This window comes from Streptomyces sp. JLBT605, from assembly GCF_058215555.1.
On record NZ_CM177087.1, the window covers coordinates 2,658,523 to 2,673,573 of the forward strand.

Here is a 15,051-nt window from a genome sequence, read left to right on the forward strand (position 1 = left end):
ACCGGCCGACAGCTCCTCGGGGCCGGGCCCCGCGTCGGCCGCGGCCTGCTCGGCGAGTCCGCGCAGCAGCGGCAGCGCCTGCTCCTCGGTGATGCGGTGGTCCGCGATCGCCGAGAGGATCTCTTCCAGGATGGAGCTCATCGGGCCGTCCCCTTCCCCAGCTCGCGCAGCGCGTCGCCCACGCTGATCCGCCCTGACTGCAACCCGCGCAGCAGTGCCTGCACGGCGTCGCCCTCGGCAGGGACGGACGTGGCCGCACCGTCCGCCGGCCCGCCCGCACCCGCGTCCACGGGACCGCTCGCCGTCGTGCTCGACGGGGTGGCGGCCGGGACCTGGGGCGCGGCGCCCGCGCTCAGCTCCGCCGGGAACGTCTCCAGCAGCTTGCCGACGATGCCGCTCACCGTGCCGCTCGTCGAGAAGAACCGGGCCGGGATCCTGATGCCGAACTGCGCGCTGAGCGCCCGGCCCAGCCGTCGCAGCCCCAGCGAGTCGACCCCGTACTCGACCAGGCTCCGGTCCGCGCGCAGCCGCGCCCGGTCCACCCCGAGGTGCTGCGCGAGCAGCACCGAGATCCGCTCCTCCAGCTGACCCACGGTGTCCCCGCCCGGCGCGACCACCGGCGCGGGTGCGGGCGCGGGAGCGGACACCGGCTCAGGGGCCGGGCTCACCGCCACCGGCGCCGGCGCGACATCCACCGACGCGACGCCCACCGGCTCGGCGGCCACTGACTCGGAGGCCACCGGCTGGGAGGCCACCGGCTCGGCGGTCACGGACGAGGCAGAGACCACCGGCTCGGGTGCCAGCCCGGTCGCGTACGCCTGGAACTCGTCGAACTGCTCGCCCGGCCGCACCCAGTACCGCTCGCGCGCGAACGGGTAGGTGGGCACGGCGACCCGGCGCGGCGCCGCCGGTTCCGCCCACAGCGCCGACCAGTCGATCCGGACTCCCCCGGCCCACAGCCGGGCCAGCTTCTCCCACCTGCGTCCGGCGATCACCATGCGCAGGTACTCGTGGCCCTCCGGGCCGTCCAGCAGCGCGTCGGTGGCGCCCGCCGGCTCACGGCCGTCGCCCGTGAAGACCCCCGCGGGCTGTTCGCCCGTCGCCCAGCGGGCCAGCTTGGCGCGCAGGTCGGCGAGGTCGTCGGCGACCACCGCAAGCCGGGCGTCGAACTCGGCGCGCCCGGTCTGCAGGGTGCGGGTCAGCGCGGCCAGGCCGAGCCCCGCCGGGGGCTCGGTGAGCCAGTCGGTGAAGCGGGCCGCGTAGGCGCGCAGCCGCTCCTCGTCCTTGGCGGAGAGCACGAAGACCCCGGGGCCCTCGTCCGGCCCGGCGACGGCCCGCTCCGCGGCGGGCAGGTACTCCTCCACCACCACGTGCGCGTTCACCCCGCCCAGGCCGAAGGAGCTGACCGCGCCCCGGCGGGGCAGCTCCGCGCCGTGCTCGTCGCGCTGCCGCTCCCAGGGGCCGCTCTCCCGCAGGATGCGGAACGGGCTGCCGTCCAGCTGGAGATAGGGGTTGGGCTGCTCGATGTGCAGGTTCTTCGGCAGGGTGCCGTGCCGCATCGCCAGCAGCGTCTTGAGCAGTCCGGCGATCCCGGCCCCGGCCTCCAGGTGCCCGGTGTTGCTCTTCACCGCGCCGAGCGCGCAGTGCGCGCCGGCCGGTCCCTCGATGCCCCAGTCCCGGTACAGCGTGGCGAAGGCGGACTTCAGGCCGTCGATCTCCACCGGGTCGCCGAGCGCGGTGCCGGTGCCGTGGGTCTCGACATAGGTGATGGTGCGCGGGTCGGTGCCGGCCCGCCGGTGCGCCTTGACGATGACCTCGGCCTGCGCCTCGGGGTTGGGCGCGGAGAGCGAGTTGGTGCGGCCCCCGTGGTTGACCGCGGTGCCCCGGATGACGCCGTGGATGACGTCCCCGTCCGCGATCGCCGCGGACAGCCGCTTGAGCAGGACCGCCCCGACGCCCTCACCGCGCGCGATGCCGTTGGCCGCGGCGTCGAAGGTCTTGCAGCGGCCGTCCGGGCTGAGCATGCCGCCCTCGCTCATGTCCACGTACAGCAGCGGGGAGGCGATGACCTGCACGCCGCCCGCGATGGCCAGCTCGCAGTCGCCGTGCAGGATCGACTCGACCGCCCGGTGCACCGCCACCAGCGAGGAGGAGCAGGCGGTGTCGAGGGCCTCGCTGGGCCCGCGCAGATCCAGCAGGTAGGAGACCCGGTTGGCGATCAGCGCATGGGCCCGGCCCATCGCGTTGTAGCCGTCCAGCGGGGTGCCGAAGGCGTGCTGCACCTCGAAGTAGTCGTAGGTGCAGGCCCCCAGGAAGACCCCGGTGTCGGACTTGGCGAGCGAGGCGGGGCGGATGCCCGCGTCCTCCAGGCAGCTCCACACCGCTTCCAGGAAGAGGCGGTGCTGCGGGTCCATCGCCTCCGCCTCCCTCGGGGAGATCCCGAAGAACAGCGGGTCGAACTCGTCGGCCCGGCGCATGAACCCGCCCCACTTGACCGGGGTCTTGTACTCGCCGCCCGTCGGCTCGCCGTACAGGGTCCGCCAGTCCCAGCGGTCGGCCGGGATCTCGGTGACCAGGTCGTCACCGGCCGCCAGGTGCGCCCAGAACTCGTCCAGGTCGTCCGACTGCGGCATCCGGCCCGCCATGCCGACGATCGCGACCGCGTCGTCAGTGCCGCCGGGCACGGGCCGTGCCGTACGCGCTACCGGCTCCGCGGCCCGCACCGCCGCCACGGCACCCACCGCCGCCGTGGCGCGCACCGGTTCCGCGACGCGCACCGGTTCCGCGACGGCGACCGGCTCGGCGATGGTCGCCGGTTCCGCGGCCGTCACCGGCTCCGCGGCAGCGACCGGCTCCACCGCGGCGGCGGGCCGCCGCTGGGCGTAGTGGAGCCGCAGCTCCTCCGGGTAGCTCCGCGCGGTCTTCTCCGCCAGGTCGTCCGAGGTGGCGATGCCGAAGAAGAAGGCCGGGGTCAGGTCCAGGTCGAAGGCGTCGTTGAAGGTCTGGCTCAGCCGGGTGTACGCGATGGAGTCGAAGCCGAAGCGACTCAGCTCCGCGTCCGCGCGCAGCACCTGCGGCCCCACCTTGGCCGCCTCGCACACCAGGGCGTGCACCTCCGCGCGGAGCTCCCGCTCCCAGTCCGGCCCGGCGGCCGGCTCCGCCACCGGCTGCGGCGCCACCGGCGGCTCGGACACCCCGAGTCCGCCGAGGAACGCCTCGCTGCCGGACACCACCGCCACCTGGACCTCCTCCTGGCCGAGGATCTCGGTCATCGCACGCAGCCCGCGGGCGGGCGGGATCGCCGCGATCCCGGCCTCCCGGAGCCGGTCCCGGTGCTGCTCGGCAAGGGCCGAGGTCGCCCAGGCGCCCCAGTCGACGACGCGCACCGGATAGGGCAGCCGGTCCGCCAGGCTGTGGGCGTAGGCGTCCTGGAAGGTGCAGGCGGCCGCGTAGCCGCTCTGCCCGGGGTTGCCGAGGAAGGACTGCACGGAGGAGAAGATCAGCAGGTAGTCCAGGTCCTCCTTGCCGAAGACGTCGACCACGGTGGCCGTGGTCCGGGTCTTCGACTCCACGCCCTCCCGGAACAGCCGCTCGTCGGCGGCGTACAGGGCCCGGTCGCGCAGCACGTTCGCGGCGTGGATGACGCCGTTGATCCGGCCGAACCGGCGGACCACCTCGTCCGCCACCGCCCGCAGCCGGACCGGGTCGCCCGCGTCGGCCTGGAGGTAGACGGCCCGCTCACCGGTGGGGTCGATCCGCGCCAGGCGGGCGCGCCGCGCCGCGTCCAGCGGGCCGCGGCCGATCAGCGCGACCCGGCCGCGGTGGTCGCCCACCAGGTGCGCGGCGACGTCGGAGCCGATGTCACCCGCGCCGCCGATGACGATGTGCACGCCGTCCTCGCGGAGCGTGCCCAGCGGCTCTGCGGGCAGCGCCAGCGGGGCCAGCACCGGCCGCAGCGTGCGGCCGTCCCGGATCGCCAGCTCGCCGCCGGGCAGCGCGCCCGCCGCGAGCACCCGCTCCGCCGCCTGCGCCGGATCCCGGGCGATGTCATCCCAGTCGAGGTCGAGCGCCGAGACCGCCCAGCCGGGGCACTCCCGGCGCAGCGACTTGGCGAAGCCCCACAGGTGCGCCGAGTAGGGGTTGCGCACCGGCCGGCCGGCCACCGGGCGGGCATCGCTGGTGACCACCGTCAGCGCCGGTCCGCGACCGGACGCGGACCGCGCACCCACCGCCGGCGCGGCGGGCCGCTCCAGCAGTTGCCGCACCAGCCGGAAGAGGGCGAGGACGCCGGTCTCCTCGGCGGCCGACAGCTCGGCCAGCTGCTCGCCGAGCACGGCGGCCGACGGCCGCCGGACACCCGCCAGGAAGTACACCGCGTCGGGGTACGGCAGTTGGGCGGCCAGCGCCGGGCGGTCGGCCGGGACACGCAGCACCGGGCGCGGCGCCAGCCGGGCGGCGAGCCGGTCGGCGAGGGCGGCCGAGTCGTCGGTGTGGACCAGCCAGACCGGACCCTCACCGGCGGCCGGGCGCGGCAGCGGTTCGGTGACGGGCACCCAGGCCGGCGCGTACAGCAGGTCGGCCGAGTCAGCCAGGGCCGCGGACGACACCGGGGCCGGGGCCGCAGACGACTCGGCGGGTCCGGCCGCGGCGCCCCGGACCTCGTCCCGGACACCGCCCTGGAAGTCGTCCCGGACCTCCTCCTGGACCTCGTCCTGGAACCAGTACCGCTCCTTGGCGAAGGGGTACGTGGGCAGCGGGACCAGCCGGGCGGCGGGCCCGGCGGGCAGCCGGTGCCAGTCGAGCGCGGCGCCGTTCACCCACAGCTGGGCCAGCTGCTCCGGGTCGGGGCGGCGCATCACCGCGTCGAGGAAGTCCGCGCCCGCCTCGCCGCCGAGCAGCGAGCGGTGCACACCCGAGGCGCCCACCTCGCCGAGCACCCCGGTGTACACCCCGGTCGTGGGGTCCGCCGCCTGCCCGCGCGCGAAGCGGGAGAGGGCCTGGGCGAGTTCGGTGCGGGTGCGGGCCACGATCGCCAGCCGGTGCTCCATCGCGTCCCGGCCGATCCGCAGGGTGTGCGCGATGTCCGCCAGCGAGGCACCCGGCTCGCCGATCAGATGGCGCTCCAGGTCGGCCGCGTAGGTGCGCAGCGCGGCCTCGGTGCGGGCGGAGAGCACGAAGAGCGGGACCTCGGGGAGCTGTTCGGTCACCGCCGGGGCGGCCGCCTCCTCCAGCACCACATGGGCGTTGACGCCGCCGTAGCCGAAGGAGCTGACCCCGGCCCGGCGCGGGATCTCCCGGCCGGCCTCGTCCCGCGGCCGCTGCCAGTCGCGGGCCTCGGTGACCACGTGGAACGGGCTGCCCTCGAGCTGGAGGTAGGGGTTGGGGGTGTTCAGGTGGAGGGAGGGCGGCAGCGCCTTGTGCTCCATGGCCAGCAGGACCTTGAGCACCCCGGCGATCCCGGCCGCCGACTCCAGGTGGCCGATGTTGCTCTTCACCGCGCCGATGCCGCAGTAGGCGCCGGCCGGCGGCAGCGTGCCGAACTCGCCGCGCAGTTGGGCGAAGGCCGTCTTCAGGCCGCTGATCTCGACCGGGTCGCCCAGTTCGGTGCCGGTGCCGTGGGTCTCGATGTAGCTGACCGTGGCGGGGTCGACCCCGGCCCGCCGGTACGCCGCGACCAGCATCTTCGCCTGGCTGGCCGGGTTGGGGGCGGTGAGCGAGCGCGCCCTGCCGCCGTGGTTGACGGCGCTGCCGCGCAGCCAGCCGCGCACCCGGTGCCCGGCCTCCTCGGCCCGCTTCCGGCTGGTGAGCACCACCAGGCCCATGCCCTCGCTGCGGACGAAGCCGTCGGCCGCGGCGTCGAACACCTTGCAGGTGCCGTCCGGGCTGAGCATGCCGGTCGGGCCGAGGAGTTCGTAGTTGCGCGGGGAGAGGATCAGGTTGACGCCGCCGGCGACGGCCACCTCGCACTCGCCGCCGCGGATCGCCTCGGCGGCGCGGTGCAGGGCGACCAGGGAGCTGGAGCAGGCGGTGTTGACCGGCTCGCTGGGGCCGTGCAGGTCGAGCAGGTAGGAGATGCGGTTGACCAGGATGGAGTGGGTGTTGGCGGTGGCCCCGTAGGAGTCGGTGACGGTGCCGCCCGCGGCGATCTGGAGTTCCTGGTAGTCGTTGGAGCCGACGCCGATGAACAGGCCGGTGTCGGAGCCGGCCAGGCTGCCGGGCGCGATGCCGGCGTCCTCCAGGCCGGCCCACACCGTCTGCAGGAACAACCGCTGCTGCGGGTCCATGGCCTCGGCCTCGCGCGGCGATATGCCGAAGAACAGCGGGTCGAAGAGGTCCACGCCGTCGATGAACCCGCCCCGGTGCGGGATCGAGCGCAGCGCCGGGCGGTCGGCGGGCACCGGGGTCAGCAGGTCGTCCCCGGCCATCAGATGGCGCCAGAAGTCGGCGAGTGAGGTGCTGCCGGGCAGCATGCCGGCCATGCCCACGATGGCGACCGGCTCATCGGCCGCACGCCGCGCGGCCGCCCCGGGTCCGGTGGCCGGTGCGACGGCGGACCCGGCGGCCCGCGGCTCGGTGGTTCGCGGCTCGGTGACGCGGGCGGTGGCGGCCGGCGCGGCGGCCACCGCGGCCGGTGCGCCGGTCCCGGCGGCTGCCGTGACGGCCTCTCCGTCGGCCTGTCCGGTCAGCTGCCCGGCGGCCTGCCGGGCGGCCTGGTGGGCGTACCGGTCGCGCAGGATCGCCGGGTGGTCCGCGGCGAGCTTGTCGATGAGGGCGCGCAGGGTCGCGGTCTCGTAGAAGAGGGCGGGGGTGATGTCGAAGCCGTAGGCGTCGTTGAGCTTCCCCGACAGCAGGCTGTAGCTGACCGAGTCGAAGCCGAAGCTGCTGAGCTCCTCGTCCGGGTCCAGGTCCTCGACCGGGATGCCGGAGGCGTCCGAGGTGAGCCGGCACAGCTCGCGTTCGAAGAGCGCGCGCACGGTGCGGTCGTCCGCCTCCTGCCGCCGCGGCTGCTCGAAGGCCGCGGCGTCCCCGGCCGGGGCCGGCTCGGGCAGGCCGGCGCCGTCGCTCTGCGCGATCATCACGTGCTGGAAGTTCCGCGTGGTCCACCGGTCACCGGGGAGCGCCGCGAAGGCGGGGTAGCCCAGCCGCTCGGTGACCGCGCGCCAGCCGGCCACGTCCAGCAGCGGCGAGCCGGGCAGCCGCAGCGCGATGTCCTCGTGCTGCCACCAGCCGTCGAAGAGGCCGTAGGTGAGGGTGGACTGCACCGTGACCGTGGTCAGTTCGTTGAGCAGCAGCCAGCCGCCGGGCCGCAGCGCGGCCTTGACGTTCCGCAGCGTCCGCTCGATGTCCCGGGTCGCGTGGATGACGTTGGCCGCGACCACCAGGTCGTAGGAGCCGGGCTCGAAGCCCTGCTTGGCCAGCTCCTTGTCCCCGTCGAGCCGCTTGAAGCGCAGGAAGGGGTAGTCGGCCCCGTACTCGCGCCGGCCGTGCTCCAGGAAGGCGGCCGACAGATCGGTGTAGGTGTACTCCAGCCGCTCACCGTACGGCTTGAGGGCGCGCAGCAGGCCGGCCGAGGTGCCCCCGGTGCCGGAGCCCACCTCCAGGATCCGGATCTTCTCGCCCGGGGCGAGCTCCGGCAGCCGCTCGCGGACGTAGGCGAGCACCCCGTCGTTGAGCGTGTCGTTGTAGACGTCGCTGATCGGGTTGCCCTTGTAGACGGCCTCCATGAGGGAGGTGCCGGAGCGCGGGAAGAGCAGGTCGGTGGCGAGCAGTTCACCGCGGAGCAGCTCCGGGTAGCGGCCCAGGGTCAGCACCAGCAGCCGGACGAAGACGGCCAGCTCGCTCTCCCGCTCGGCGATGGCGGTGAGCTCGGCCGCGTGGTCCTGGCCCCGGCAGGCCGCCAGCGCGCCCGGCTCGGGCACGAACCCGGCGCCGGTCAGGCGCAGCAGTCCGGCGTCGTGCAGGATGTCGAGCATCTTGGCGAGCAGCCGCTCGTACCGCTGCGCGACCCCGACACGGCGGCCCACGGTCGCCGCGTCGCCGGCCGCCGGGCCGTCGGCCGAGGCGGGCCAGGCGCCCATCTCGTCCAGCAGGCGCAGGATCCACCCCGAGGAGACGCGCGCCAGGGTGGCGTCCAGGGCGTGGAAGTGGTCGATGGCGCTCACACCGCCCGGCGACAGCGTGTGGTCGCGCACCAGCGGGCTCAGAGAGGGCTTCAAGGCAGCGTCACCGTCCGTACCGTCCGTCACGGGAATGTCAGGGTGTCCGGGGTGTCCGGGGTGTCCGGGGTCGCCGGGGTGTCCGGGGTCGCCGGGGTGTCCCGGGTCGCCGGGCAGGCCCAGCCGCTCCAGCAGGACCTGGTCCGCGCGGAGCGCGAGGATCTGGGTGGCCTGGCCGCCCAGCACCCGCCGCAGCGTCCGCCAGCCCTCCTCGGGCTCGATGGACTTGAAGCCCTGCCGGGTCAGGCTCGCCCGGCTGCGCTCGTCGGCGACCGCGCCGACCGTGCCCCAGTAGCCCCAGTTCAGGGTGCGCACCGGGAAGGGCAGCCGCTGGTCGAGGGCGTGCGCGTAGGCGTCCAGGAAGGTGGAGCCGGCGGCGTAGTTGGCCAGCCCCCGGTCACCGAGGAAGGACTGCGCCGAGGAGAACAGCAGCAGGAAGTCCAGCGGCTCCTCCCGGAACACCTCGGTCAGCGCGACCGCCACCCGCGACTTGGCGTGCAGCGAGGCGCGCAGGTCGGCCTCGGTGAGGGTGCGGACCAGGGCGCTGCGGTGCGAGAGGGCGGAGTGGATCACGCCGTGGACCGGTCCGAAGCGCTCGTGGATGCGGGCCAGCCCGGCGCGCAGCTCCGCGGTGTCCGAGGCGTCGGCCTGTACGTAGAGCAGCCGGGCGCCGTCGGGGTCGGCCTCGGCGAGGGCCCGCTGCCGCCGCTCGTCCAGCGGCCTGCGGCCGATCAGGGCCACCCGGGCGCCCAGGTCGCGTACGAGGCGGCGGGCCATCTCGAAGCCGATGCCGCCCGCGCCGCCGACGATGGCGTAGGTACCGCCCGCGCGGAGCCGGTCGCCGGTCCGCGGGAGGGCGGCCGGGCGCAGCACCTGCTGATGGCGGACGCCCGCACGGTAGGCCACCCGCGCACCGCGCACGGCAGGTTCGGCCAGCACCCGGTCCGCCAGAGCGCCCCAGCCGTCACCGGACGGCTCCGGCAGGCGGGCCGGAAGGTCCACCACGACCGCCGTCCAGCGCGGGAACTCGTTCTCCAGCACCCGGGCCATGCCGGACAGGCCGCCCGCGAAGGGGTTGTCGACCGGCTCGCCGGCGACGGACCAGACGCCGCTGGTCACGATCGTCCAGTGCAGCTCGCGGCCGGCGGCCGTCGGGACGGCGAGCTGCCGGGCGCACCGGTACAGCGCCCACACGCCCGCCTCCTCGGCGCGCTCCAGCTCGGCCAGGCCCCCGGGCCCGTCGTCGCCGTTACGGTCGCCCCGGTCGCCTCGGTGGGCCCGGTCGTCCCGCAGCCCGCCCAGCAGATGGACGGTGCGCAGCTCGGCCAGCTCGGCGCGGAGCGCGGCCAGGGCCTCGGGGTCCGCCGCGTCCACCTCCCAGCGGCCGTCGCCCAGCTCCCGGGTGGAGGCGCCCAGTTCGGCCCGGATCACCCGCGCCCCGCCCGACCGGGCGGCCAGCGCCTCGGCCAGCGGGCGGCCGGCGGGCGTGTGCAGCACCAGCGTGGTGCCCCCGCGCCCGGCGTCCGGCGCGGGCGCGGTGACGGCGGGCAGCGGCTGCCAGCCGGTGGTGTACGCGAACTCCTCGCCCGCGCCGGCGGAGTCGGCGAAGGTGCCGGGGGCAGCGGCAGCAGCGGGCGCGGCGGACGGTCCCGCGGCCAGCGCGGCCGGTGCCGGGGCGTCGACCCAGCAGCGGCGGCGGGTGAAGGGGTACAGCGGGAGGGCGACCCGGCGCGGGGCCTGTCCGGTGTGCAGCGCCCGCCAGTCGACCGGCGCGCCCGCCGTCCACAGCTCGGCCAGGGCCGCCAGGTCGCGCCCGGCCAGGGCGGCCGCGACGGCGTCCGCCTGACCGGTCGTGGCGCGCTTGGCCGTCCCCCGGTAGCTGCCCGCCGGGCTCGTGCCGTCGAGGACGGCGCGCAGGGCGGCGCGCAGTTCGCCGAGGCCGGTCACGACCAGGGCGAGCCGCTCCGCCATGGCCTCCCGGCCCACCTGCGAGGTGTAGGCGATCTCGGCGAGTGAGGGCAGGCCGCCCCCGGTGGGGGCCACCGGGCCCAGGGCCTGTCCGGCCCGGGCGGTCGCTCCCGCCAGCCGGCCCGCGACCTCCGCGAGGGTGGAGCCCAGGTCGATCCGGGGGTCGGCGCCCTCGAAGCGGAAGTGCTCGGCGATCCGCTGCTCGAAGCGGCTCAGGTCGGCGGCGTCCAGGCCCCATTCGTCGAGGCCGACCTCGGCGTCGAGCACCGGCCCGGCCAGCCCGAAGAGTTCCGCGGCGATCTCCCGCAGCTCGGCCAGTACGCGCGCCACCGCCTCCCCGTGCACCTCCGGCGCGGGGCCGTCCAGCTCGCCGGAGGTGCCGAGGAAGGCGAGGTACCGCTCGGCGAGCTGCCGGAGGTTCTCCTCCTTCTTCGCCGAGAGCAGCACCAGCTGCGGGCCGGCGGGCGCGGACCCGGCGGCCCGCGCCGCGGGCGCGGCGATGAACTCCTCCACCACCACATGCCCGTTGGCACCGCCGGCGCCAAAAGCGCTGACGCCCGCGCGGCGCGGCCCGGGGGTGCCGTCCGGCGTCCGGGGAGCCTCCCAGGGGGCGGCGGTCCGCTGCACCCGGAAACGCGAGGCGTCCCAGTCGATCGCCGGGTTGAGCTCCTCGGCGTGCAGCGAGGGCGCCAGCGTCCGGTGCCGCAGCTGGAGCAGCACCTTGCTCAGCCCGGCGATGCCGGCGGCGGGCTCCAGGTGGCCGAGCGCCGACTTGACCGACCCGATGGGCACGGGCAGGTCGGCGGGGCTCTCCGCCGGAGTGCCGCCGGCCGGATCCCCGGCGCCGAACACCCGGGCCAGGGCGGACATCTCGATCGGGTCGCCGAGCGCGGTGCCGGTGCCGTGCGCCTCCAGGTAGCCGATCGACCCCGGCTCGGTCCCCGCCCGCGTCAGCGCCTCCCGGAGCAGTTCGGCCTGCGCCCCCGGGTTGGGCACGAAGAATCCGCCGGACCGGCCGCCGTGGTTGACCGCGCTGCCCTTGATCACACCGTGCACGCGGTCCCCGTCGGCCAGCGCCCGGTCGAGCGGCTTGAGCAGCACCGCGCCCACGCCCTCACCGGGCACATAGCCGTCGCCACCGGCACCGAAGCTGCGGCAGCGGCCGTCACTGGAGACGAAGCCCGCCTGGCTCAGATAGAGGTACTTGTACGGGTGGGTGGCGACGTTGACGCCACCGGCGAAGGCGACCTCGCACTCCCCGGCCAGCAGGCTCTGGCAGGCCAGATGGATCGCGGTCAGCGACGAGGAGCACATCGTGTCCAGCGCGATGCTCGGCCCGTGGAAGTCGAAGAAGTACGACACCCGGTTGGCGACCGAGGAGGAGAAGGAGGTCGGCAGCACCGGCAGTTCCTCCGGCGCGCCCAGCCCCAGCATCTGGTACTGGTTGAACATCACCCCGGCGAACACGCCCACCGCGCCCTGGGCCAGCTCGGCGCGGGTGAGCCCGGCGTCCTCCATGGTGTGCCAGACCGTCTCCAGGAACAGCCGCTCCTGCGGGTCCATCGCCTCGGCCTCGCGCGGCGTGATCTGGAAGAAGTGCGGGTCGAAACGGTCGGCGTCGGCCAGGAACCCGCCCCACCTGCTGTACGAGCGGCCTGGGGTGTTCCGCCGCGGGTCGAAGAAGTCCTGCTGGGACCAGCGCTCGGCGGGGATCTCGGTGACGCAGTCCCGCCCGGCGAGCAGGTTGTCCCAGAGCTGGTCGAGGTTGTCGGCCATCGGATAGCGCCCGGCCATGCCGATCACGGCGATGTCCCGGCTCCCGGCCTCGCCCGGCCGCGCCTGGGCCCTGGCGGTGGCCGGTCCGGTCGCCGGGGCGGTGGCGGACCCGGCCGGCGGGGCGGTGACGGACCCGGTGGCCGAGTCGGTCGCGGACGCGGTGGCCGGGGCGGCGGCGGGGGCCGTGGCGGCGGTGGGCTGGGGCGCGGCCGGGGCGGCCAGCGGCAGCTCGAAGGGGGCGCCCGGCACCGCGGGGTTGATCGAGCGCAGCACCCGCTCCCGGTCGCCGTGGAAGAGCACCAGCTCGGTGGCGTCCTGCCGCAGCCCGGCGAGCAGGATCCCGGTCCCGGCGGCGGCGCGCAGCGGCACCTGTCCGTGCTTGCGGAAGTACGCTTCGGTGGCCTCGTCGGTGCGCATGCCGCCGTCGCCCCACAGCGGCCAGCCGAAGGCGACGCTGCGGCCCGGCCGCCCGGCGGCCGCGCGCTGCCGGGCGTAGGCGTTCAGCGCGGCGTTAGCGGCGGCGTAGTCGGACTGCCCGGCGTTGCCGACCGCCCCGGTGACGGACGAGAAGAGGGCGAAGAAGTCCAGCGGTTCGTCCCGGGTCGCCTCGTCCAGGTGCACCGCGCCGCGCAGCTTGGGGTCGAGCACCCGGCCGATGTCCTCGGCCGGCTTCTGCAGCACCAGGGCGTCCCGCAGCACCCCGGCCGAGTGGATCACGCCGTTGATCGGGCCGAACAGCTCCCGGGTCTCGCGCACCACCCGCGCCACGTCCGCGGCGTCGGTGACGTCGGCGCGCACCGGAAGCACCCGGGCGCCGTACCGCTCCTCGAGGGCGCGCAGCTCGGCGCGGGCGGCGGCATCCGGGGCCGAGCGGCCGAAGAGCACGATCCGCGCCCGGGCGGCGGCGGCCAGGTGGTCGGCGAAGAGCCGCCCGAGTCCGCCGATGCCGCCGCTGATCAGATAGACCCCGCCCTCGCGCAGCGGCAGCGCCGGGCCACCGGCGCCCGGTGCGGCCCCCGCTGCGGCCTCCTCGGAGGCTCCCTCAGCGAGGGCCAGGCTCGTCTCCCGGTAGCGGCGCACCATCCGCTGCCCGTCCTCGTACCGCACCCACGCCTCGGCCCGCTCGCTCAGCTCGCGCAGCAGCAGCGCGGCCCCAGGCCCGGCCTCGGCCAGGCTCCGCGCACCGGTCTCGACCACCTTCAGCCGCAGCCGGGGCTGCTCGATCCGGACCGTCCTGGCCACTCCCGCCAGGGCGCCGGGCAGCACGGCGGCCACCTCGTCCCCGGCCGCGGCCAGATGCAGCAGCGGCAGCTCGTCCCAGCCGGAGGTGTTCAGCAGCGCCCGGCTGAGCATCAGCAGCGAGGCGCAGGCGTCCCGCACGGCGTCCGGCAGTTCGGCCACCCGCTCCGGGGCGCGCGCCGGGCCCAGGTGCACGACGGCGTCCGGCAGCCCGCCACGGCCGGCCAGCTCGCTCAGCAGCCGGTGCCAGTCCTCATACCGGCCGGGGCGCAGCTCGTAGGTGTCGGGCGCGGTCGCCGCCCAGCTGCCGCCGGGCCGGACCTCGACCACGGTCACCCCGGACGCCCGAAGTTCCCCGGCGAGCCGGGGGTCCGCGCCGGCCAGCAGCAGCCGCTCCACCCGGCCGCCGCCGGCGGGCAAGTCAGACGGAGCCCAGGTGCCGGTGAAGGCCAGCGTCTCCGCGGCGATCTCCGCCGCCGCCTCGTCGGTCCCGGCCCCGGCGCCCGGGCCCTCTTCGGAGCCGGTCCCGGCTCCGGCGGGTTCCGCCGGGACCCGGTCGGCCAGGTAGGCCGCCACGCTGTCCACCGTGGTGTATTCGAAGAGCAGCGTGGGATAGAGCTCGATGCCCCAGCGCTCCTCCAGGGCGCGCACCAGGCGCAGCAGATGGGTGGATTCCAGGCCCAGTTCGTAGAAGCCGCGGTCGGGGTCGACGGACGCGCCGTCGTCGTCCAGCAGCGCGCGCACCGCCCGCACCACCGCCTCGCGGACCGCCTCCAGGTGTGCGTCCGCGGCGGCGGCCGGCGCGTCCACCGGCGCGGAGGCCGCGGCGGAGGCCGTGGCGGACGCGGCGGCCGGGGCTGCCGTCCCCGCCGGACCGGACAGGGCGGCGTCGGCACGGGCCCCATCCGACAGCGCGGCGTCGGCCCGGGCACCATCCGGCAGCGCGGCGTCGGCCCGGGTCAGCCGGGTGATCAGCTCCCGGGACCGGATCCGCTTCAGGGCCAGCCGGTCGAAGCGGGCCAGCAGCCTGCCGTCCCCGTCACGCAGGTCGATGTCGACGTGCAGCACATCGGCCGCCCGCCCGGCACCCTCCGGGACCCGCAGCTCGACCGTGCAGGCGTCCCCCAGCCGCCCGGCCGCCCGGAACGCGGCGATGTGGAAGGGGATCAGCGGCCTGGGGTCCTCCTCCTCGCCGGAGAAGGCCAGGGCGTAGCTCTGCATCGTGGAACCGTCGAGCAGTGCCGGATGCAGCAGGAAGTCCTCGTGGCTCTCGCGCGCCTCCTCGCCCAGCGCGATCCGGGCCCGCAGCCCGCCGTCGCGGTGCCAGATGGTGCCGTGGCACTTCATGAAGGAGCGGTGGTGGATGTCCGCGGCCCGCCCGAGCTCGTAGACGCGCTCGACGTCCTCCCGCCGGCCGCCCGGCTCACCCGCCCAGCCCTCCGCCGGCTCGACGGGCCGCTCCGCCGGGCCGGACTCGGGGAAGGGCAGGTCGACATGGAGTTCGGCCTCCATGTGCGGGGTCCACGCCTCGCTGACCGGGCGGCCCTCGCGCACCCTGCGGCTGCGGGCCCGCACCCCGTAGTGGGCGCCCTGCCGGTCCAGCTCGATCTCGATCTCGCGGTCGAACTCGTCGGTGGTCACCACCGGTTCGACGAACAGGACGTTCCGCAGCTCGGTGCGGTCCAGTACGAACCCCTGGGCGTCCAGCAGCCGGTAGACGATGTCCAGGAAGGTCACCCCGGGCAGGGTGCGGACACCGTGCACCCGGTGGTCGTCGACGATCGGGTTGCTGCGGTCAAGGGTCAGACGGGAGCGTATGGCCTGGTGGCGTTCCACGGTGTCTCTTCCTGGT

At 75.8% G+C, this 15,051-nt stretch carries 2 protein-coding genes (1 of these 2 only partly in view); both read right to left on the reverse strand.

Translation table 11 applies throughout. The features are described 5' to 3' along the window. Positions 1-141, reverse strand: partial view of an amino acid adenylation domain-containing protein gene (locus AC4BDD_RS11720; protein WP_490690940.1) — the 5' portion only. The gene continues 4,623 nt to the left of window position 1, outside the view; 141 of the gene's 4,764 nt are visible here — the first part of the coding sequence; the start codon lies at positions 139-141; its stop codon lies beyond the left edge, outside the window. Then, positions 138-15,035, reverse strand: a complete 14,898-nt coding sequence (locus AC4BDD_RS11725; protein WP_490690941.1) for an SDR family NAD(P)-dependent oxidoreductase — start codon at positions 15,033-15,035, stop codon at positions 138-140. Before AC4BDD_RS11725 ends, AC4BDD_RS11720 begins: the two co-directional genes overlap by 4 nt. Positions 15,036-15,051 lie beyond the last annotated feature (16 nt).